The 19735-nt window shown below is 58.7% G+C and carries 23 protein-coding genes; 16 read left to right on the top strand and 7 right to left on the bottom strand.

What is annotated here, in order from left to right; genetic code table 11:
* Positions 1-20: 20 nt before the first annotated feature.
* Both J7447_RS05300 and J7447_RS05295 read right to left on the bottom strand, forming a co-directional pair.
* Positions 21-647, bottom strand: a complete 627-nt coding sequence (locus J7447_RS05300; RefSeq protein WP_055653531.1) for a LysE family translocator — start codon at positions 645-647, stop codon at positions 21-23.
* Between the two features lie 46 nt (positions 648-693).
* Positions 694-1077 (bottom strand): RidA family protein, encoded by a 384-nt coding sequence (locus tag J7447_RS05295; RefSeq protein ID WP_152507695.1) that lies wholly within the window; start codon positions 1075-1077, stop codon positions 694-696.
* 84 nt (positions 1078-1161) lie between these two features.
* Here J7447_RS05295 and J7447_RS05290 point away from each other — a divergent pair, with 84 nt between their 5' ends.
* Positions 1162-1692, top strand: coding sequence for an Lrp/AsnC family transcriptional regulator (locus tag J7447_RS05290; protein WP_209168998.1), 531 nt, complete (start codon positions 1162-1164; stop codon positions 1690-1692).
* A gap of 24 nt (positions 1693-1716) precedes the next feature.
* Here J7447_RS05290 and J7447_RS05285 read toward each other — a convergent pair whose 3' ends face one another.
* Positions 1717-2277 (bottom strand): XRE family transcriptional regulator, encoded by a 561-nt coding sequence (locus tag J7447_RS05285; protein WP_023003870.1) that lies wholly within the window; start codon positions 2275-2277, stop codon positions 1717-1719.
* Positions 2278-2409: 132 nt separating this feature from the next.
* Between J7447_RS05285 and J7447_RS05280 the strand changes: the two genes are divergently transcribed.
* Positions 2410-2778, top strand: coding sequence for a hypothetical protein (locus J7447_RS05280; protein ID WP_062491737.1), 369 nt, complete (start codon positions 2410-2412; stop codon positions 2776-2778).
* Between the two features lie 144 nt (positions 2779-2922).
* Entirely contained in the window at positions 2923-4593 is a 1671-nt protein-coding gene (locus J7447_RS05275; protein ID WP_152511225.1) for a formate--tetrahydrofolate ligase, read from the top strand.
* Positions 4594-4778: 185 nt separating this feature from the next.
* Here J7447_RS05275 and J7447_RS05270 read toward each other — a convergent pair whose 3' ends face one another.
* Positions 4779-5291 (bottom strand): anthrone oxygenase family protein, encoded by a 513-nt coding sequence (locus tag J7447_RS05270; protein ID WP_209168997.1) that lies wholly within the window; start codon positions 5289-5291, stop codon positions 4779-4781.
* Between the two features lie 86 nt (positions 5292-5377).
* Here J7447_RS05270 and J7447_RS05265 point away from each other — a divergent pair, with 86 nt between their 5' ends.
* The 7 genes from J7447_RS05265 (at position 5378) to J7447_RS05235 (ending at position 12126) form a co-directional block, all read left to right on the top strand.
* Positions 5378-5995, top strand: a complete 618-nt coding sequence (locus J7447_RS05265; RefSeq protein ID WP_209168996.1) for a TetR/AcrR family transcriptional regulator — start codon at positions 5378-5380, stop codon at positions 5993-5995.
* Positions 5996-6172: 177 nt separating this feature from the next.
* Entirely contained in the window at positions 6173-6877 is a 705-nt protein-coding gene (locus J7447_RS05260; RefSeq protein WP_031270674.1) for a B12-binding domain-containing protein, read from the top strand.
* 26 nt (positions 6878-6903) lie between these two features.
* Positions 6904-7551 (top strand): DUF1638 domain-containing protein, encoded by a 648-nt coding sequence (locus tag J7447_RS05255; RefSeq protein WP_209168995.1) that lies wholly within the window; start codon positions 6904-6906, stop codon positions 7549-7551.
* 113 nt (positions 7552-7664) lie between these two features.
* The gene (locus tag J7447_RS05250) at positions 7665-7967 is read left to right on the top strand and encodes a virulence factor (RefSeq protein ID WP_031270670.1); all 303 of its coding nucleotides are present in this window, start codon (positions 7665-7667) and stop codon (positions 7965-7967) included.
* Entirely contained in the window at positions 7960-8853 is an 894-nt protein-coding gene (locus J7447_RS05245) for a methylenetetrahydrofolate reductase (RefSeq protein WP_209168994.1), read from the top strand. The genes J7447_RS05250 and J7447_RS05245 overlap by 8 nt, the downstream gene beginning before the upstream one ends.
* Complete coding sequence (locus tag J7447_RS05240) at positions 8854-9810, top strand: methyltetrahydrofolate cobalamin methyltransferase (protein WP_023003861.1); 957 nt, start codon at positions 8854-8856, stop codon at positions 9808-9810.
* A gap of 279 nt (positions 9811-10089) precedes the next feature.
* Positions 10090-12126, top strand: a complete 2037-nt coding sequence (locus J7447_RS05235) for an ASKHA domain-containing protein (protein WP_209168993.1) — start codon at positions 10090-10092, stop codon at positions 12124-12126.
* 54 nt (positions 12127-12180) lie between these two features.
* Here the strand turns inward: J7447_RS05235 and J7447_RS05230 are convergent, their stop codons facing one another.
* The gene (locus J7447_RS05230; protein WP_286188936.1) at positions 12181-13053 is read right to left on the bottom strand and encodes a DUF1194 domain-containing protein; all 873 of its coding nucleotides are present in this window, start codon (positions 13051-13053) and stop codon (positions 12181-12183) included.
* Between the two features lie 111 nt (positions 13054-13164).
* Here J7447_RS05230 and J7447_RS05225 point away from each other — a divergent pair, with 111 nt between their 5' ends.
* Positions 13165-13986, top strand: coding sequence for an enoyl-CoA hydratase (locus J7447_RS05225; RefSeq protein WP_023003857.1), 822 nt, complete (start codon positions 13165-13167; stop codon positions 13984-13986).
* Between the two features lie 35 nt (positions 13987-14021).
* Entirely contained in the window at positions 14022-14456 is a 435-nt protein-coding gene (locus J7447_RS05220; protein WP_209168992.1) for a DUF3052 family protein, read from the top strand.
* 42 nt (positions 14457-14498) lie between these two features.
* On the opposite strand, the gene J7447_RS05215 is transcribed toward J7447_RS05220, so the two are convergent.
* Entirely contained in the window at positions 14499-15371 is an 873-nt protein-coding gene (locus J7447_RS05215) for an AraC family transcriptional regulator (protein ID WP_209168991.1), read from the bottom strand.
* Positions 15372-15554: 183 nt separating this feature from the next.
* On the opposite strand from J7447_RS05215, the gene J7447_RS05210 reads away from it, so the two are divergent.
* The 4 genes from J7447_RS05210 to J7447_RS05200 all read left to right on the top strand — a co-directional run bounded on the left by J7447_RS05210 (position 15555) and on the right by J7447_RS05200 (position 18338).
* Positions 15555-16085, top strand: coding sequence for a CoA-binding protein (locus J7447_RS05210; protein ID WP_209168990.1), 531 nt, complete (start codon positions 15555-15557; stop codon positions 16083-16085).
* A 104-nt stretch (positions 16086-16189) separates the two neighbouring features.
* The gene (locus tag J7447_RS05205) at positions 16190-16375 is read left to right on the top strand and encodes a hypothetical protein (RefSeq protein WP_023003853.1); all 186 of its coding nucleotides are present in this window, start codon (positions 16190-16192) and stop codon (positions 16373-16375) included.
* A 397-nt stretch (positions 16376-16772) separates the two neighbouring features.
* Positions 16773-16898, top strand: coding sequence for a hypothetical protein (locus J7447_RS31225; RefSeq protein WP_023003851.1), 126 nt, complete (start codon positions 16773-16775; stop codon positions 16896-16898).
* A 159-nt stretch (positions 16899-17057) separates the two neighbouring features.
* Complete coding sequence (locus tag J7447_RS05200; RefSeq protein WP_023003850.1) at positions 17058-18338, top strand: O-acetylhomoserine aminocarboxypropyltransferase; 1281 nt, start codon at positions 17058-17060, stop codon at positions 18336-18338.
* Positions 18339-18515: 177 nt separating this feature from the next.
* Here J7447_RS05200 and J7447_RS05195 read toward each other — a convergent pair whose 3' ends face one another.
* Positions 18516-19610: a COX15/CtaA family protein gene (locus tag J7447_RS05195; protein WP_075281493.1), complete on the bottom strand. Its 1095-nt coding sequence runs from the start codon at positions 19608-19610 to the stop codon at positions 18516-18518.
* Positions 19611-19735 lie beyond the last annotated feature (125 nt).

Raw genomic sequence — 19735 nt, 5'->3', positions numbered from 1 at the left:
CCAGGAAATATCCGCAGATACTAACGCATTACAGTGACACCCGCCATTCGAAAACCTGCATAGAGCAAGGCAATCCCGGCGCATTTGTTGACGAGACCTACAACCCAGTTCTTCATCTCGCCACGAGTCAGGCGGTCCCCCAGAAAGGCATATGCCGTGTAGGATGTCAGGTCGATCAGGAAAGTCGTCATGCCCATGATCAGGATCTGCGGAACAATGGGGGCATTGATGTCGAGAAACTGGGGCAAAATGGCTGCGAAATAGAGCAGTGCCTTCGGATTGGCGAACTCGATCACAAACCCCTGGGCGAACAACGCCTTCAGGCTGGACTGCCGCCCGGACCGTTTGACGCGGATTGCGCCTGCCGGCGTGAAGAGTGCGGTCAGACCCAGCCAGACGAGATATCCTACACCAGCCCATTTGATTACCGAGAACACCAGGTTGGAAGCAATGATCAGTGAGGCAATGCCGGTTGCCGAAAGCGCAAAATAAACGGCATTGGCAGACGCAATACCAAAAACGCCACCAAGTGCCCGACGCCCACCATTCGCCGCCCCTTGCGACGCAACGGCCACGGCCGCCGCACCGGGAGAGAATACCACGACAGCTGTCGTGACAAGAAAGATCAGATAGGTCTCGAACTGCATTGCTTTCTCCTGCGCTCGCCAGATTTGCCGAGAACTGCTGCTTCGCCTAAGCGGCCGCGACAATTTCGATTTCGATCATCCACTCGGGTGTCAGCGTTCGAACCACAATGGCCGTGGTCGGGACGCGTCGGGTGCCCAGTGCCTCCAGTCGCGCGGCCTGGTTCTTTTCGGCATGGCCGGGATCTGAAAGATAACTGGTGACGCGGACGATATTGTCGGTCGTCATATCCGCTTCAGTCAGGATCCGGCGCAGGTTCGCCCAAACCAGATCAAGCTGCTCTTCCAGGCTCTCTGGAGCCCGGCCGATTACATCAAGCCCCATGGTGCCGCTGACGAAGAGCAACCGCCCTGCACCAGTCACTTCCAGGGCATGCACATAATCCGGTGTTGCCGGGTAAATGCCCTTGTCCGGGTTGATTGTCCGCTCCATCAAGTCGAAGATCCTTCTTCCGAAATCTGTTTCGGAAATGACTGTTCAGACGAACACGATTCACCGCAACAAGGATCTGGCCGAATGAAATCAAATAAAGAGACCATTCAGAAAAACAGCACCCCCGGCCGCCCCGTGGACGCATTCGACCGAAGAATATTAAGCGAGCTGGTGCGCAATGCCCGGCAGACCTATGCCGAGATCGGGACCAAGGTCGGGCTGTCCGCACCAGCGGTGCATGACCGGGTAAAGCGGATGATCGCGTCCGGCACTATCTCCTCCACCAACGCCGCCATTGATCCCATGTCTGTCGGCAAACCGTTTCTGGCTTTCGTGCATGTGGATGCCAGCGGATGGGGCAAGAGCGAGCGGATGATGAAGCTGCGGGACTTTCCGGAAGTGGAAGAGCTCCATTCGGTCACGGGCGACTGTTGTGTCATCCTGAAGGTGCGGACGGCCAATGCCGACGCGATGGAACGCTTCCTTGCACAGGTCTATGCCCTGCCGGGTGTAAGGGCGACCAGAAGTTATGTGGTGCTGACGACGTATCTCGACCGGCCGGTGCAGGCGGAAGTCACGGAAACCTGGCCTGATGTGCCGCTGCCGGCTGCGTGAAGGTCAAGGAAGCGCTCGCGGCCTTCAGAACTTAATCACCATCAGGATCGCCCGGGCCGGGCCGCCAACGGCTGCAATGCAATGGGGCACGTCGGCGGCATAGCGAGCCGTGTCTCCTTTTCCGATGACACCTTTGGCCACACCGGACGTGACTTCAAGCTGGCCGTCTTCGGCTATCAGTTGCTCCCGCGTCCCACGTTCGTGCGGTTTGCTGTCGAGTTTGCCATCTGCCGCGAATATCAGCTCATAGATTTCGAACCGGCCTGTGTCCTGAGGCGGTGACAGGATGCGGATCTTGCAGCCGTCTCCCGCCCTGTCGAGCGCCGGGGTCTGATGTTCGTGCACGATCTCGACCCGATCCTCGGCTGCCTCCTCCCCCAAAAGACCTGCAAAGTCGACATTCAGGGCTCTGGTCAGATTGAGCAGGGTCGCGACAGTCGGGTTCGACTCCCCGCGCTCGATCTGGCTGACCATGGAGCGGGAAACGCCGGAGAGCTTTTCAACGGCCTCGAGCGAGAGCCCCTGGGCACGCCGCGCTTTCTTGAGGCGGGCCGGCAAACGGGAGAGAATGTCTGAATCTGTCATTGCGGAACTAAAATCCGTTTCGCCAGATATTGCAATTTACTTTTCCCGTCATCCAAATGTCACAAATCATGTAAGCTTTCCCTCGGCCAGGACCTGAAAACAGAAATGGCCATCGTCTTCCGGGGGGAACACATGAAAGCGATACCACGTCTATATTTTGCCACGGCCGCACTCTTTGCCCTGATCGGCATGGCCTGGGGCATCCACATGTCCGCGACCACTGATCACACACTTGCGCCAGCGCATGGGCATCTCAACCTGATCGGCTTCGTGATGATGGCCGTCTTTGGTGCCTACTACGCCCTTGCACCAAAGGCTGCCGCCTCGCGCCTTGCGCTCATCCACTACGGATTGTCGGTTCTCACCGTCATCGTGCTGGTGCCCGGGATCGTATTTGCGATCAACGCCGAAGGGGAAATCATGGCCAAGGCCGGCTCTGTTTTGGCGGTTCTGACCATGCTGGTTTTTCTCGCAACAGTGCTGCGCAACCGCGCCGATTGAATTGCCGTCGCTTCCGGGGCGCATCCTGTCGCTTTCGGAACATTTGCTGCACCGCCCTCTCCCATAGCGTTCCGGCACAAGTCGGGGCGGTGCAAAACCGCATCCGGAAAACAAGAAATCGGAAACGCTTCGGAGAGAGAACCCATGGCCAGCGATATTGAAATTGCCCGTGCAGCCAAGATGAAACCCATTCAGGAGATCGGCACACGGCTGAATATTCCCGAAGACTCTCTCCTGCCCTATGGGCGCACCAAGGCCAAGATTTCCGCCGACTACATTGCCAACCTCAATGGCCGCAAGAACGGCAAGCTGATTCTGGTGACGGCGATCAACCCGACCCCGGCCGGCGAAGGCAAGACGACCACAACGGTCGGTCTTGGCGACGGCCTCAACAGGATCGGCAAGAACGCGATGATCTGCCTGCGCGAACCTTCGCTCGGCCCCTGTTTCGGCATGAAGGGCGGCGCAGCCGGTGGCGGCTATGCACAGGTCGTCCCGATGGAAGACATCAACCTGCATTTCACCGGCGACTTCCACGCCATCACCTCGGCCCACAACCTGCTCGCCGCCCTGATCGAGAACCACATCTACTGGGGCAACGAACTGGGCATCGACATTCGCCGCGTGGTCTGGCGCCGGGTGATGGACATGAACGATCGCGCACTGCGTTCCATCGTCTGTTCGCTTGGTGGCATTGCCAACGGCTTTCCGCGTGAAGCAGGGTTCGACATCACCGTCGCCTCCGAAATCATGGCCATCCTCTGCCTGGCCACCGATCTCGAAGATCTGCAGAAGCGGCTCGGCGACATCATCGTTGCCTACCGGCGCGACCGCACGGCGATCACCGCGCGCGAACTGGAAGCAGACGGCGCCATGACCGTGCTGCTGAAAGAAGCAATGCAGCCGAACCTGGTGCAGACGCTGGAAAACAATCCCGCATTCATTCACGGTGGCCCTTTCGCCAACATCGCACACGGCTGTAACTCCGTGGTTGCTACCCAGACAGCCCTGAAGCTGGCCGACTATGTGGTGACGGAAGCTGGCTTTGGCGCAGATCTCGGTGCCGAGAAGTTCTTCGACATCAAATGCCGCAAGGCAGGCCTCAGCCCGGATGCGGTTGTCATCGTCGCCACCATCAAGGCCTTGAAGATGAATGGAGGCGTTGCCAAGGAAGACCTCGGCAGCGAGAACGTCGAGGCCGTGAAAAAAGGCTGCGCCAACCTGGGACGCCACATCGAGAACGTCAAACAGTTCGGTGTTCCGGCAGTTGTGGCCATCAACCACTTCACAGCAGATACGGAAGCGGAAGTTCAGGCCGTGCGGGATTACTGCGCCGAATTCGGCGTTGAAGCGATCCTGGCGACCCATTGGGCCAACGGCTCCGCAGGCACCGAAGAACTTGCCACCCGTGTGGCAGCCCTTGCCGAAAGCGGCGCGGCGCAATTCGCACCGCTCTACGACGACAGCCTGTCCCTGTTCGAGAAGATCGAAACCATCGCAAAACGGATCTACCGGGCAGACGAAGTTCTGGCAGACAAGTCTGTGCGCGACCAGCTCAAGCGTTGGGAAGCCGACGGGTTCGGTCATCTGCCGGTCTGTATGGCCAAGACCCAGTATTCCTTCACGACAGACCCGCAGCGCCGAGGCGCCCCGACCGGCCACAGCCTGCCGGTTCGTGAAGTCCGCCTGTCGGCAGGGGCTGGCTTCATCGTGGTGATCTGCGGGGAAATCATGACCATGCCCGGCCTGCCGCGCGTGCCGTCAGCTAACCACATCAAACTGGACGAAAAAGGTCAGATCGAAGGTCTGTTCTGAGCATTCGGAATTGATGCCGAATACCAGAAAAGGCGGGTCTCAGGACCTGCCTTTTTTTGTGTGGCGTGTGGCCAACGGTCTCTCAGCCTGCGGCGGAATGACATCGCTTCAAACGCTACACAAGAGGAACTGAAACGGCATGGATGCCACGGTCGAGCCACGCATGAAGAAAGCTGAGATTTCGGCTAGTCAGTGCGGTGTGGGTTTCGGCCGAGCAGAACGAGACCGATCGCAGCCAACAACAGGGAAAGGCCCGAGAAGACGGTCCGTGTCTGGTTCCACACCTGCCAAGGCTCGGAATAGGACCGCCAGAGCATTGCCGCTTCATTCAGGTTTTCCGGGATCGCTGCCTCAGCAAGCTCGAGGTTCATCGGCACGTTCACCAGGAACGTCAGCATGATGCCACCCAGCACATAGACGATTGCTCCCCCTACAAAGGCAACCCCGGCTGCGCGCTGGCCAGACAACAGGCTGAAGACCCCGGCAAGAGCAAGAACGAAAGGCGTGCCGAAGAAAGCGGGCGCAAAAACGGCGTTGCGGACAGACGCGTTCATGGCCTGCATGGCTGCTATCGCAATGCGAGGGTCAGTGGCATCCAGGCCCCACATGGTTGAGCAGACCCAGGCATAAAAGAAACCGAAGATGGCCCCGGCAAAAACAATCGCCAAAAGACCAGTTCCAAGTGCAAGTCGATACATCCCAAACTCCAAACCGTAATTAGGTGTACGGATTGCAATTTCCGTAACATCGATTACGGTTTTGAGCAAGCGACGGAGAGAACGACATGCGGGCGGAAGCCAGGGAACGACGGAAAGCATCCATAGAAGCGGCGGCGATCGAATTGCTGCTGGATCAGGGCTATGACAACCTGTCGATGCTGGCGGTCGCAAAAAAAGCAAAGGCCTCCAACGAAACGCTCTACCGTTGGTATGGAGACAAGACCGGGTTGTTCAGCGCCCTGGTGGATCGCAATGCAGAAAACATTCGCCAGTCACTTCGAGAGTGTATTGAAAACAACCCGTCTCCCACCGAAGCACTGCGGAACTTCGGCCGACGTCTCCTGGGCGTTCTTTCGAACCCGGCCGCAATCGCTCTCAACCGTGCAGCTGCCGCCGACACGACCGGCACGCTTGGAACTGCCCTCGCGCAAAGCGGTCGCGACGCGATCAGGCCGCTCGTAACTGACCTTGTCGCGAAGGTTCAGGGCGATGGACTGCTGACAGGCCTTGAAACGGAAACCGCGGTAGAAATCTATCTGTCCCTGCTGATCGGCGATCTTCAAATCCGGCTGGTGACACGCACCGTGACTGAATGGTCGGAAAACGACATCGACGCCCGTGCGGAAACCGCCTGGCAGGGCGTGAAGCTTCTTTCGGCAGGCAGCGCCACTGCCTTCTCGTAAGTTTAGACAGCTACAAACATTTCCCGTCACCGTACAAAATTGACATTGAACGGCCTGGCTTGATTTCCCTGTCGCGTAAACGACTAGCCGTGTCGCTTTGGAGATATCGGCGAATCCGGCTTGAGGCATAAGGTTTTGCACTAAGTTGATGGCCGTTGTGCCTGGTTGGAGCTGCCCATGTCTGACGAAGACGATATTGATCTCGCCTCCCTTTCTGACGACGAACTTGTCGAGCAGATGCATGACGACCTCTACGACGGTCTTCAGGAAGAAATCACGGATGCCGTGAACATCCTTCTGGAACGCGGCTGGGTACCTTACGACATCCTGACCAAGGCCCTTGTCGAAGGCATGCGGATCGTCGGCGTCGACTTCCGCGATGGCATCCTGTTCGTTCCCGAAGTGCTGCTTTCCGCCAACGCCATGAAAGCCGGTATGGGCATCCTGCGTCCGCTGCTGGCGGAAACCGGCGCACCGAAGGTTGGCAAGATGGTCATTGGCACCGTGAAGGGCGACATCCACGACATCGGCAAGAACCTTGTCTCGATGATGATGGAAGGCGCCGGCTTTGAAGTGATCGACATCGGCATCAACAACCCTGTCGAAAACTACCTTGCGGCCATTGAAGAGCATCAGCCGGACATTCTCGGCATGTCGGCTCTTCTGACCACCACCATGCCCTACATGAAGGTCGTGATCGACGAAATGAAGGCCAAGGGCATCCGGGACGATTATATCGTGCTCGTTGGCGGTGCACCGCTGAACGAGGAATTCGGCGAAGCCGTCGGTGCTGACGGTTATTGCCGCGACGCGGCCGTTGCTGTGGAAATGGCGAAAGATCTGATCGCTCGCCGCCACAACATGCTGGCCAACAAGGGCTGACGGCAATGTTCAAGGAGGCTGCCGAAATGTTGGTGGGCGAGCCTCTCTTTCCGGTTGAAACGGATGGGAGCGCGGACGACAAGGCCGGCCGCGTTCTTGTTATTGCCTGCGGGGCTCTGGCACGCGAAATCGTTGCCATCCGCGAAAAGAACCGCCTCGATCATCTCGATATCACCTGCCTTCCGGCGAAGCTTCACAACTCGCCGGAAAAGATCCCTGATGAAGTCCGCCGGGCCATCCTCAAGAACGCGGACACCTATTCCGACATTCTGATTGCCTACGGCGATTGCGGAACCGGTGGCCTGCTCGACAAGGTGCTGGAAGAAACCGGCGCGAGACGCATCGATGGCGCGCACTGTTATGCCTTCTTCACGGGGATAGACGAATTCGACCAGATGGAAGACGACCAGCTCGGCACCTTCTACCTGACCGACTTCCTGGCCCGTCACTTCCAGACCATGGTCATCGAACCGCTCGGCCTCGACTGGCACCCGCATTTGCGGGACATGTATTTCGCTCATTACACCCGTGTTCTTTATCTTGCGCAGACCGATGACCCTGCCCTTGAGAATGCGGCGCGGCGCGCGGCGGACCGGCTGGGTCTGCCGTTTGAAATGCGCCGAACCGGGTATGGATTGCTTCAGCCGTTTCTGGACAAGGGCCAGGCGGACTGAGCGTCGCAAAATAGCATCCGGACAAGTCGGTTTTTCACGTGATGATGCCGCTATCAGGCGTCCTGGATCAGCCAGCTTCCGGCAAACATGTTTCTCAGGAGGAAAGTCCGAGAATGGCGCAGAAAATCATCGTTTATTGGCGGGACATCCCGGCACAGATCCTGGTGAAACAGGGGCGCAAATCCGCCCGACGGGAACTGCCGGCCATGTTCATGGAAGCCATTGATGCCTGCGCGATGCGGATCGGAGCGAAGGACAGCGACGCCTACATGGCGGAGTGGCGCCGGACAGACCCGGTCTCCGTCACGGACGACCTGGAAACGGAAGCGGACGCAGCCCTGACCGACCTGGTCTCGGCCTATCCGAAAGAGAGACTGAAAACCCTGCTCGCAAATGGAGGCTCGGAACATGACTGATCAGCGCCTGTTGGCCAATGGGCGGCTTCCCGCCTCTACCGAAATGTCTCCCAAGCAGGTGGTCGAAAAGACCGAGCTTCTGGAATTTATTCCGGCGGGCACGCAGGTCTATGTCACGGATCTGGGCAACTGCTCGGAAGACATGATCGTCGATGCCGCCCGCATCCTGCGCGACAACAAGCTGACCGCCGTTCCGCATATGGCGGCCCGCCGGTACGCCAGCCGCGAGGACTTCGAGCGCCGCATCACGCGTCTGACCCAGGAAGCAGGTGCGACCGAGGTTCTGGCCATTGCCGGTGAAGCAGAAAAAGCCGGCCCCCTCATCTCATCCGTCGCCCTTCTGGAGACGGGCCTCTTCGACAAGCTCGGCATCAAGAAGATCGCCGTTGCAGGTCACCCGGAAGGCGCACCGGACATCAAGCCGGACGTCATCAAGAGCTTCCTGCAGCGCAAGCACGAACTTGCCCGCGAAAGCGATGCGGATTTCCGCATTGTCACGCAGTTCGGGTTCGATCCGCACCGCGTCAGCCTGTGGCTGGACGAGCTGCGCGAATGGGGCAACGAGTTCCCGGTCCATGTCGGCGTTGCCGGTCCGGCAAAGATGACGACCCTGCTGAAATATGCCGCTTTTGCCGGTGTTGAAAATTCCTTCAACTTCCTGAAGAAGCGCGGCGGTGCTGTCGTCTCCATGCTGTCGGGCTACGATCCTGACACGATGGTCGATCCGCTGGAGACCCGCGTCACCAGCCAGCCGAACACCCAATTGGCCCAGATTCACGCCTATCCCTTCGGCGGTATCCAGAAAACCGCCGAGTGGCTGCACAGCCGCGGGAGCTGGTCTTTTCAAACCTCGTCTTCAATCCTGACTGCCAATGAGAGCGCATAAATGACCCGCACTGTTGTCGCGTCCGCCACCAAGGAAATCGTTATCGGTTTCGATCAGCCGTTCTGCGTGATCGGCGAGCGGATCAACCCGACCGGCCGCAAGAAGCTGGCGGCGGAAATGGCCGAAGGCAACTTCGAAACCGTCAAGGCCGATGCTCTGGCGCAGGTGGCTGCAGGCGCGACCATGCTTGACGTCAACGCAGGCGTGACAGCGGTCAACCCGAACGAGACCGAACCGCCACTGCTCGTCAAAACTCTTGAAATAGTTCAAGAACTTGTCGACGTTCCCTTGTCTATCGATTCATCCGTGACCGCCGCCATCGAGGCCGGCCTCGCGGTTGCCAAGGGCCGTCCGCTGGTCAACTCCGTGACCGGTGAAGAAGAGAAGTTGGAAGCGATCCTTCCGCTGATCAAGAAATACAACGTGCCGGTGGTGGCGATCTCGAACGACGAGACCGGTATCTCCGAAGATCCGGACGTTCGTTTCGAAGTCGCCAGGAAGATCGTTCAGCATGCTGCCGACTATGGCATTCCCGCACACGACATTGTCGTGGACCCGCTGGTGATGCCGATCGGCGCCATGGGCACCGCAGGTCAGCAGGTGTTCCGGTTGCTGCGCCGTCTGCGTGAAGAGCTGAAGGTCAACACGACCTGCGGCCTTTCCAACATCTCCTTCGGCCTGCCGCATCGCCACGGCATCAATGCCGGTTTCATTCCGATGGTCATCGGTGCCGGCATGACCTCCGCGATCATGAACCCGTGCCGCCCGCAGGAAATGGAAGCCGTACGTGCGGCGAACGTGCTCAACGGCACTGATCCGAACTGCTCGGAATGGATCATGACCTACCGTGATCATCAGCCTGCCGCTGCAGGTGCGGTTGCAGCACCTGGTGAAGGTGGTGCGTCTGCTGGCGGTCGCCGCCGCGGTGGACGCGCGGCCCGTCGGTCCGCCGGCTGAGCCCAGATGTCATAACACGTTTGCGGTTCTCTCCCCTTCCGCAAACAGGGTGGCTTTTCACCAGTTTCAGGATGGAATCTCCACCCCAATCCCCTCCCTTTAATAGGGAGGGGTTTTGCGTGTCGAGGGGCACGTTTCAAATCGCGGGATCCGCGTCATTTTCACGATGGCTCCGGCTTTCGCAGTTTAGATAAAAACTCCCTCCTCCTTGTGAGTGAAGGGTCAAGGGTGGGCTTCGTCCCCGTAGTGTTTCAAAACCGGTAGTGGCAGATCGCAGACATGACCGAGACCGTCAAACAAGCCAAAGTCGTTTTCCAACCCAGTGGGCGCCGTGGAACCTTTCCTGTCGGTACGCCCCTGCTCGACGCTGCCCGCTCGCTCGGTGTCTATGTGGAGTCGGTATGTGGCGGGCGCGGCATTTGCGGGCGCTGCCAGATTTCCATCTCGGAAGGCACTTTCGCGAAGGAAAACCTGACCAGCGCAGCTGAAAACCTGGAAGGTGCCACCGAAGCGGAAACCCGCTACGCGACCTTGCGCAAACTGCCCGCCGACCGGCGCCTTTCCTGTCAGGCAAAAATCCTGGGCGATCTGGTTATCGATGTCCCGACCGATGCCCAGACCAACCGTCAGGTTGTGCGCAAGCGCGCGGAAGCCCGCAACATCGAAGCCGACAGCCCGATCTCGCTGGTATCCGTCTCGATCGCCGAACCGGACATGGAAACGCCGCGCGGCGATATCGACCGCCTGCGTGAGGCGCTGATTGCCGAGACCGGCATCGCCGACCTCACAATCGACCCGGTGCTGCTGCCACGGGTCCAGACAATCCTGCGCAAGGGCAATTGGCAGGTAACTGCGGCAATCCACGAAGACAGAGGCGTGCTGCCGACACTCGTGGCGCTCTGGCCCGGAGAAAAACCTGCCGTCTACGGCCTTGCCGTCGACATCGGCTCCACCACCATCGCAGCCCACCTTTGCAACCTTCAGAACGGGCGCACGGTCTCGTCCGCAGGCACCTCCAACCCGCAGATCCGCTTTGGTGAAGATCTGATGTCGCGGGTGTCCTATGTCCAGATGAACCCGTCCAAGCTGCCGGATCTCACAAAGGCCGTGCGCGATGCCATCAACGCGCTGATCGGCAAACTGGTCGGCGATGTCGGCGCAGAGCGCACGGATGTGCTTGATGCGACCTTTGTCGGCAACCCGGTCATGCATCATCTGTTTCTCGGTATCGATCCGGTGGAACTTGGCGGCGCTCCCTTCGCGCTCGCAGCCTCCGACGCCATGGTTTTGAACGCGCGCGATCTGGATCTGGAACTGAACCCGGGTGCACGTGTCTACATGCTGCCCTGCATCGCCGGCCATGTGGGTGCCGACGCAGCTGCTGCAACGCTTGCAGAAAGCCCTTACAAGCTCGACGAGATAACGCTGCTTGTCGATGTCGGTACCAATGCGGAAATCGTGCTGGGTAACCGGAACAGGCTGTTGGCAGCGTCCTCTCCGACCGGCCCTGCGTTCGAAGGCGCCGAGATCTCGTCCGGCCAGCGCGCGGCACCAGGAGCAATCGAGCGCATCCGCATCGACAAGGAAACGCTTGAGCCTCGCTTCAAGGTGATTGGTGTCGACGAATGGTCGGATGAAGAAGGCTTTGCCGAAAAGGTCGACACTGTCGGCGTTACCGGCATTTGCGGCTCCGGCATTATCGAGGCCGTTGCCGAAATGTATCTGGCGGGCCTCATCACGGAAGACGGTGTTATCGACGGCTCGATGGCGGAACGGACATCGCGCGTCAAATCCACCGGCCGGACCTTCTCCTATCTGATTGCTGACGACGGGGTCGAAATATCGATCCTGCAGACGGACATTCGCGCGATCCAGCTCGCCAAGGGTGCGCTTTATGCGGGTGTCAAACTTCTGCAGGACAAGCTCGGCACCTATGATCTGGACCGCATTCGCCTTGCGGGGGCCTTCGGCAGCTACATCGACCCAAAGTACGCAATGATCCTTGGCCTTATTCCCGATTGCCCGCTGGACGGTGTCTCCGGCGTCGGCAACGCTGCCGGGACAGGCGCCCGGATGGCTTTGCTCAACCGCGGCTACAGGCGCGAGATCGAGCAGACGGTGCGCGATATCGAAAAGATCGAGACCGCTCTGGAACCCAAGTTCCAGGAGCATTTCGTCAATGCAATGGCCTTGCCCAACAAGGTCGATCAGTTCCCCCACCTTCGAGCTGCCGTCGAATTGCCGGTACGCAAGGAGGCTGACGCGGGGTCGGATGCAGCCGGTGGAGAGCGCAGGCGGAGACGCCGCCGAGGTTGACGGTGTCGTTCCTTCGGCTAGCAAGCATGAACGGGCGGCAGATTTGCTCTGCCGCTACTGATCCCAGAAATATTGCTCGCGCATACGCCGCCAGATCTTTTCTCCCACGAGGCAGTCATATGGCTCTTCGAAGGTGAATTGGGTCGGGATGACTTGTGGCTCGGGCGGCTTGACGCCGCCGATCTCGAGGATCAGCTTGCGACGTACGGCTTCGGGAAACTGTTCCCAGTCGTTCACCGGTATGACGAAGCTGGCGGGCCCGCCGATGACGCAGCGCTGATAGTAGACGTCCAGGTCCGGAATGTTGAACTGGAAGCCCATGCCACCAGTAGTCATCAGCGGCAATCCATTGATCACCAGACCGGCCTCCACGGCGGCATCGCGTGCCTGGACCACAGGTGCTCCCTGGTTGTTGGGACCATCCCCTGAAATGTCGATCACGCGGCGGTCTGCCTTGAAAGGTGCATCGGCGAGGAGAGCCGAAGCATGCCAGATTGCGCCGGAAATCGAGGTTCGGCGCTGGCCGTAGGTGCTGTCCGCCAGAACCTTGTCGGCGAACTCCTGGGCATCTTCCACGCCCTCGATCACCGACCACCCGACAATTTCGCGCGCATGGCTTTCGTTGGCCCATTCGAACATCATGAGAGCGATCCGGCCGTGAGCCCCGTACCCGATCGCCCGCACCACTTCCGGGCTGGCGATGGCGGCAGCATATCCGCGGCGCTGGATCTGGAGTTCTTCAGGCGACATGGAGCGGGAGACATCGACAGCAAGGACCAGAGCGACATCGACCTGTTCCTGCGCAAGCGCGGGACCGAGAGGTGCCAGCAGCAAGGCGACTGCACCTGCAAGTGAGCGGACTTCGGAAAGCCTCCACATGCCGAAAGGATAACCGAAACCGAAAGAACCGCCAGCGACTTGACGCATCGTCAGATAAACCATCTGTGATCGGCGGCAGCCACCAGCCGATCGGACACTTTCGCCGCCCTGCCCGCGTCGGCTATAACATCGGCAAAGCAAATCTTCAGGGAGCGTTCCATGTCTGAAACCGCCGCAAATGACGAGATCCAGAAACCGATGCTCGCAACGCTTCTTCATGAAGGCGTTTACCGGATCGTGATGCAGCGGCCGGAGCGGATGAACGCTCTTTCGAGCGAGATGATGACCGCTCTAGCCGGTGAACTTCAGAAGGCGGCCGAGGATCCTGCAGTGCGTGTTGTCCTGCTTGGTGCGGAAGGCAAGGTCTTCTGCGCTGGCCACGACCTGAAGGAACTAACCGCAGCGCGCGGTGAAGCGGATGGTGGCAGGGCCACCTACGAGCGGATCATGCGCCAGTGTTCGGATCTGATGCAGCAGATTGTGCGCCTGCCCAAGCCTGTGATCGCCGTGGTAACAGGTGTTGCGACCGCAGCCGGTTGCCAACTGGTTGCCTCCTGCGACCTTGCCATCGCTACCGACACGGCCACCTTCTGCACGCCAGGCGTCAATATCGGCCTCTTTTGCTCCACGCCAATGGTTGCGCTCTCGCGCAATGTTGCGCCTAAACAGGCCATGGAGATGCTTCTGACCGGTGAAAGCATCGACGCATCCACCGCGAAGGATTTCGGCCTGATCAACCGCATCGTCCCGCGTGACTACCTGGAGCAGGTCGTCCAGAAATACGCGGAATCGATCGCCTCCAAGTCTGCCAAGACCGTAAAGATCGGCAAGGAAGCCTTTTACCGTCAGCTGGAAATGCCGTTGTCGGAAGCCTATGATTTCGCAGCACAAACCATGGTCGAGAACATGATGGCCCGGGATGCGGAAGAAGGCATCAACGCCTTTCTGCAAAAACGCAAACCAGAATGGACGGACAGCTGATCCGCCCTGCCGTTTGGAGGCAACAAGGATAAGACATGCCTGAAGCCGGTTATTCCGGACGTCCGCTGTCCGCAAAACTGGGGCTGAAACCGGGAATGATCTGCTGGCGTCACCGGATGCCGGAAGACATTTCCGCCTTGCTGCAGACACAGGCCCCTGGCGCGGTCATTTGTACCGCGCCGGAACCGGGTGTTGAGTGCGCTCATGTGTTTGTTACCGAACGGGTTGAGCTGACTGGACTACTGGAAACCTTGCGGGTCCTGCTGGCCCCGGACGGCATGATCTGGGTTTCCTGGCCCAAGAAGGCCAGCAAGCTACCGACCGACGTCACCGAAGACACCATCCGCGAGCTTTGCCTGCCGATGGGGCTTGTGGACGTAAAGGTTTGTGCCGTTGACGGCACCTGGTCCGGTTTGAAACTGATGATCCGCAAGGAATTCAGGAAAGAACAGGCGGCAAAACTGGCCTGAGTGTCGACTGTCAACTCACCGTATTACCACTGCGGTTCCATGTCATTTCAGCGGCAGGAAGATATCGGTTTTCGCTTCATGCTCCGGAACATCCGGAAAGAAGCTGAGGCGTTGAACGAACAGCGGAAAGTCCCGCAGCTCCTCGCCACTTCGTGGCAGCCAATCGCGATAAAGGGCGCGGATTGTTTCCTCAGCCAAGTCGAGTGGACCGGAATGCCTGATTACGGCGCAGCGTCCTGCAGGCAACGTTGCGGCTACCACGCCCTCCGCATTCTCTTTGAACTGTCCTGCTACAGCGCAGCAAATGCCGAACCGGTATTCTTCAGGCAGCGCCGTTCTGGGATCGTCAAAGAGTATATTGAACGTCGCGCTTCTGGAGGGAGGGCTTGCATTTGCCTTGCGCCAGGCAATGAAGCGTCTGACGGATGCGGGCACCTCTTGCGGTGACCCGCGATGCTCAAGCAGGGCGACGGGTGTTTCAGGAAAATCGATGATCCGGACGGCCGAGACATCAAGGTGCTGATCCGACATGAACTGTCCTTTCAAATTCAGCAATGGGTCATAGGTTCCGTGCCAGACAGACCAGTCGGGCGTTGATCGGAAAGCCGAAGGGCTTTGCCCAAAATCTCGTTTGAACGCACGTGAGAAGCTCTCGAGATTTTCGTAGCCCGCATCGTAGGCAATCTCAGTGACCGGTAGCTCCCCCCTGAAAGCGAGCTGCTGTCCTGCGCGTTTCAGCTTCAGGAGCCGCCGGTATTCTGCAACTCCGAGGCCAAAGAAAGCCGAGAACTGGCGCTGAAAGTGAAACTTCGAATAAGCGGCCACCCCCGCAAGCGCAGGAACATCAAGCGGACCATCCAGCGACCGGTCGATCGTTTCCAGCACCTTTTGGAACCGCTTTTTCAACTCACTCATAAAACGCCGCCTTCCGTATGCCTGTTTAGCCTCTTCCGTTTACCGGTGAGCCGCTTATCGCGCCTGACCGTCCCTGCGCAGTTTCACAATTCTTCGAGGCAGACCGGTCTGCGGCAGAAGGCCCCTTGCAGGCAGGTGTCATTTCGCATTGGATAGCGCGACAAATCTGAGGATCTCCATTCCATGAATCACGACACTTATCCGGACGCCTACATCAAGGGTATTCTCGACGAGGTGAAAACCGTCGCCATGATCGGCGCGAGTGCCAACAATGTCCGGCCGTCCTATTTCGTGCTGAAATACCTTTTGTCCAAGGGATACGAGGTCTGGCCCATCAATCCCGGTCAGGCAGGCAAGGAGATCCTGGGACAGAAGGTCTATTCCTCGCTCGACGAATTGCCTGCGGCTCCCGACATGATCGACATCTTTCGCAATTCCGAAGCGGCAGGCGTTATCGTCGACGACGTTATTGCCAGCGGCATGTTGCCCAAAGTCATCTGGATGCAATTGACCGTGCGCCACGACGAAGCAGCAGCAAGAGCCGAAGCTGCCGGTATCAAGATGGTGATGAACCGCTGCCCCAAGATAGAGTATGGTCGGCTGTCAGGTGAAATCGGATGGGCAGGTGTCAACTCGCGCACGCTTTCCTCCAAGCGCCCTGCTCTGAAAGCAGGGTTTCAGCATCGCGGGCTTTCTGGGGAAAAAAACAGCTAATTTTCCCCATTGCATCAGCTTCGCACAATGCTCGCCGGATAGCTCGTTAGTCGAGATACCGCCGTCCGGAAGCCAACCGGATGCCATCAGTAGCGTGAGGCAGCATGACCCAGGACCCGACCCTGTTTACCGCATTTGAATGGGTTCTCATGGCTATGGCAGCTCTGGTTGCCTTGCTGCTGTTCGCATTCGTGCACAAGGCCGAACACGGATCCCCCTTCGCCCACCGTGACGAGACCTGGGCGCGAGAGCAGGCACAGTCCGGCGAGCGGGAACAGAAGGGCGGCTGAACCGAAATCAATGTATACACCCCCACTTCTACCCCTGCGTGTTTCTGCTATACTTCGAGACTTCAGGGATGGGGTTTTGATCTGCGTTCAGGCGAAATTGCGCCTTTGACGACAGATACATGGGGGCAATACTAATGATATTCGCGCTCGCGACTGTCGCGTTCGTCGTCTGTATCGCGGTACTGATTCATCTGCAGAAACCATCTGCAAACGGCCCGCGCGCAACCAGGCGCACGAAAGATGACGCAACCGACAAAAGCTGACAATTTTAAGTTCAATTTATAAGAGCTTTCGCTCAATTTGCTCCGAATGCCGATGAATTTCTTTCCACTTTCTCCATAAGAGATCGTTAACCTTTTGCCTCGCATCCAAGTTTTCAAACCGGGAGGAGGCCGCTGTGTTTGCAGTCTTCGGAGATACGACATTTCTGGCATGGAGCCTGCCACTGCTGGCGGCGGCACTGCTTTTTGGTGTCTATTTCGGTGTGAAGCTGGAGAACCGGAAGGACCCTTCCGACCAATAGGCAGACATGCCCCACCCTGGCAGGAGGCAAAGGCCACCAATCCTGCCTAACGCTTTGACATACATAATTTCCTTTAGATCACAAAACCGCAAAATCGTTCTTTGACCTGCCCTGCTCCTTCGGTCAAACTGGCCGCCAATCCAACAGGGAGGTCTTTTAATGAGCGAAAATATTCCAGGTTTTTCCACTCTCGCGATTCACGCTGGCGCAGCGCCGGATCCTTCGACAGGCGCGCGGGCGACACCGATTTACCAGACGACCTCGTTCGTTTTCGACGATGTCGATCACGCCGCTTCCCTGTTCGGGCTGCAGGCCTTCGGCAACATTTACACACGCATCACCAATCCGACGACGGCTGTTCTGGAGGAGCGCGTTGCGGCGCTTGAAGGCGGTACCGCCGCACTTGCGACAGCTTCCGGTCATTCGGCTCAGCTTCTGTGCTTCCATACCTTGATGCAGCCCGGCGACAACATCGTGGCCGCAAACAAGCTCTATGGCGGTTCCATCAACCAGCTGAACCACTCCTTCAAGAGCTTCGGTTGGGGCGTGAAGTGGGCCGACCCTGCGGACATGTCGTCCTTCGAAGCGGCGATTGACGACCGCACACGCGCGATCTTCATCGAGAGCCTGGCCAATCCCGGCGGAATCGTTGTCGACATCGAGGCGATTGCGGCAATTGCAAAGGCGAAGGGTGTGCCGCTGGTGGTCGATAACACCATGGCAACGCCATACCTGTGCCGGCCGATCGAACACGGTGCTGATATCGTTCTGCACTCGCTGACCAAATTCATGGGCGGTCACGGCAATTCCATGGGCGGCATCATCGTCGACGGCGGCAGCTTTGACTGGTCTGCCAGCGGCAACTATCCGCTGCTGTCCCAGCCCCGGCCGGAATACCAGGGTATCGTCCTGCACGAGACCTTCGGCAACTTCGCCTTTGCCATTGCCTGCCGTGTGCTTGGTCTGCGCGACCTCGGACCGGCCATCTCGCCCTTCAACGCTTTCATGATCCTGACCGGCATCGAAACCCTGCCGCTGCGCATGCAGCGTCATTCGGACAATGCCAAGAAGGTCGCGCTTCACCTCGCCGCCCACGACAAGGTCAAATGGGTGTCCTACGCAGCCCTGCCGGAAGACAAGCACCACGCCCTGCAACAGAAGTACATGCCAAAGGGCGCCGGTGCCGTGTTCACCTTCGGCGTTGAAGGCGGTTATGACACAGGCGTCGCCCTGGTGAGCAAGGTGGAACTGTTCTCGCACCTGGCCAACATCGGTGACACCCGCAGTCTGATCATCCATCCCGCATCCACAACACACCGGCAGCTTTCGGATGAACAGAAGACCGCGGCTGGTGCGGGCCCGGACGTGGTGCGTATTTCGGTCGGCCTGGAAGATGTCGATGACATCATCGCCGATCTCGATCAGGCCCTTTCCGGCTAAGAGGCACCAGCTGAACAAACGAAAAGCCCGCCGATTGGCGGGCTTTTTTGCCTGTACTCCCATTCAGGCCCCGAGGCTGTAAGCACAGCGGAAATCCTGGATGGGAGAGCTGCGGCGTTCGGAGCGAGGTGCTTCCACGCGGCTGCCCGTTTCCCCAACAGTTGAGATTTCCGGAGCCTAGCTGCGAATGGCGAAAGGCCCTTTCAGCATGGCCACATAGTCAACCGCAGCCGCCAGGACGATAACCGCGAAGCCCTGATGCACCAGAGCGATGGACAGCGGCACGTGCCACAGCAACGTCAGAATGCCGAAGATCGCCTGCAGCAACAGGAAGCCCCCAACATGGGCGCCTGCCCGGCGCAGCTCCTTGCGGCGGCTCACGCGGAAGGTACTCCAGGCCAGCGCCACACCGGTGAACACCAGCACATAGGCCGTCATGCGATGCTGGAATTGAACCGTCATCACGTTTTCAAAGAAATTCAGCCAGATAGGCTGGATGGCAAGCATGCCGCGCGGAATGAACTGGCCATCCATGAGTGGCCATGTATTGAAGGTCAAGCCGGCATTCAGCCCGGCGACGAGACCTCCCAGGAACATCTGAACAAAGACAAGGAAAAGAACCAGTTTGCCCAGCCCTGCGAGCCGCTCCTGCTCCTGAATTTCGGGTTCGGGCAAGGGGCTCAGCCGCCGGGCAATCCAGAAAAGATAGGCAAAAATGAAGAGTGCGAGCGTCAGGTGTGTGGCCAGCCGGTACTGACTGACATCCACCCTGTCCACCAGACCGGATGCCACCATCCACCAGCCGACAAAGCCCTGCAAACCGCCAAGTGCCAGGCCGACAAGCAATCTCGGCTTCAGCCAGGGCTCTATCCTGCCGGTTGCCCAGAACGCCACCATGGGAACAAAAAACGCAACACCAATGAAGCGCCCCAGCAACCGGTGCGCCCATTCCCACCAGAAGATGAACTTGAACTCGTCAAGGCTCATGCCTTTGTTGATGAGCTGATATTCCGGAATCTGGCGATATTTCTCCAGCTCCTCTTCCCACTCCGCTTCGCTGAGCGGGGGAATGACGCCGTGGATGGGTTTCCACTCGGTGATTGACAGCCCGGATTCGGTAAGACGCGTCGCTCCGCCGACGACGACCATGGCCAGGATCAGCGCACAAACGAAGTAGAGCCACCATCGGATCAGGGCCCTGTTCTGTCGCAATCTCTGCAATTTGGCCGGAAGCATCTGTTCGTTCTTCACACCTTCTGCAATCGCAATCATGAGCCGCTTCCGGAAATTCTTATCGTGAGTTTGACCTTTGGCTTGCGGAGATATAGGTGCAGGAGCAAGACGGCAAGCGGTCCGGGACGTTTTGCGGCAAAAGGTCCCTCATCGCGCGGATTCAC

It is taken from the genome of Labrenzia sp. R5_0 (assembly GCF_017743835.1).
Classification (GTDB): domain Bacteria; phylum Pseudomonadota; class Alphaproteobacteria; order Rhizobiales; family Stappiaceae; genus Roseibium; species Roseibium algicola.
The sequence above is the reverse complement of the archived record's forward strand: the minus strand, read 5'-3'. Positions and strand labels throughout refer to the sequence as shown.

Coding starts and splice junctions, on each gene's coding strand:
- J7447_RS05270 (WP_209168997.1), bottom strand. CDS start 5,291: ATGTATCGACTTGCACTTGGAACTGGTCTTTTGGCGATTGTTTTTGCC.
- J7447_RS05220 (WP_209168992.1), top strand. CDS start 14,022: ATGCCTGAAGCCGGTTATTCCGGACGTCCGCTGTCCGCAAAACTGGGG.
- J7447_RS05235 (WP_209168993.1), top strand. CDS start 10,090: ATGACCGAGACCGTCAAACAAGCCAAAGTCGTTTTCCAACCCAGTGGG.
- J7447_RS05280 (WP_062491737.1), top strand. CDS start 2,410: ATGAAAGCGATACCACGTCTATATTTTGCCACGGCCGCACTCTTTGCC.
- J7447_RS05290 (WP_209168998.1), top strand. CDS start 1,162: ATGAAATCAAATAAAGAGACCATTCAGAAAAACAGCACCCCCGGCCGC.
- J7447_RS05250 (WP_031270670.1), top strand. CDS start 7,665: ATGGCGCAGAAAATCATCGTTTATTGGCGGGACATCCCGGCACAGATC.
- J7447_RS05195 (WP_075281493.1), bottom strand. CDS start 19,610: ATGATTGCGATTGCAGAAGGTGTGAAGAACGAACAGATGCTTCCGGCC.
- J7447_RS05215 (WP_209168991.1), bottom strand. CDS start 15,371: ATGAGTGAGTTGAAAAAGCGGTTCCAAAAGGTGCTGGAAACGATCGAC.
- J7447_RS05275 (WP_152511225.1), top strand. CDS start 2,923: ATGGCCAGCGATATTGAAATTGCCCGTGCAGCCAAGATGAAACCCATT.
- J7447_RS05240 (WP_023003861.1), top strand. CDS start 8,854: ATGACCCGCACTGTTGTCGCGTCCGCCACCAAGGAAATCGTTATCGGT.
- J7447_RS05230 (WP_286188936.1), bottom strand. CDS start 13,053: ATGCGTCAAGTCGCTGGCGGTTCTTTCGGTTTCGGTTATCCTTTCGGC.
- J7447_RS05245 (WP_209168994.1), top strand. CDS start 7,960: ATGACTGATCAGCGCCTGTTGGCCAATGGGCGGCTTCCCGCCTCTACC.
- J7447_RS05295 (WP_152507695.1), bottom strand. CDS start 1,077: ATGGAGCGGACAATCAACCCGGACAAGGGCATTTACCCGGCAACACCG.
- J7447_RS05200 (WP_023003850.1), top strand. CDS start 17,058: ATGAGCGAAAATATTCCAGGTTTTTCCACTCTCGCGATTCACGCTGGC.
- J7447_RS05265 (WP_209168996.1), top strand. CDS start 5,378: ATGCGGGCGGAAGCCAGGGAACGACGGAAAGCATCCATAGAAGCGGCG.
- J7447_RS05255 (WP_209168995.1), top strand. CDS start 6,904: ATGTTGGTGGGCGAGCCTCTCTTTCCGGTTGAAACGGATGGGAGCGCG.
- J7447_RS05300 (WP_055653531.1), bottom strand. CDS start 647: ATGCAGTTCGAGACCTATCTGATCTTTCTTGTCACGACAGCTGTCGTG.
- J7447_RS05260 (WP_031270674.1), top strand. CDS start 6,173: ATGTCTGACGAAGACGATATTGATCTCGCCTCCCTTTCTGACGACGAA.
- J7447_RS05210 (WP_209168990.1), top strand. CDS start 15,555: ATGAATCACGACACTTATCCGGACGCCTACATCAAGGGTATTCTCGAC.
- J7447_RS05225 (WP_023003857.1), top strand. CDS start 13,165: ATGTCTGAAACCGCCGCAAATGACGAGATCCAGAAACCGATGCTCGCA.
- J7447_RS05205 (WP_023003853.1), top strand. CDS start 16,190: ATGACCCAGGACCCGACCCTGTTTACCGCATTTGAATGGGTTCTCATG.
- J7447_RS05285 (WP_023003870.1), bottom strand. CDS start 2,277: ATGACAGATTCAGACATTCTCTCCCGTTTGCCGGCCCGCCTCAAGAAA.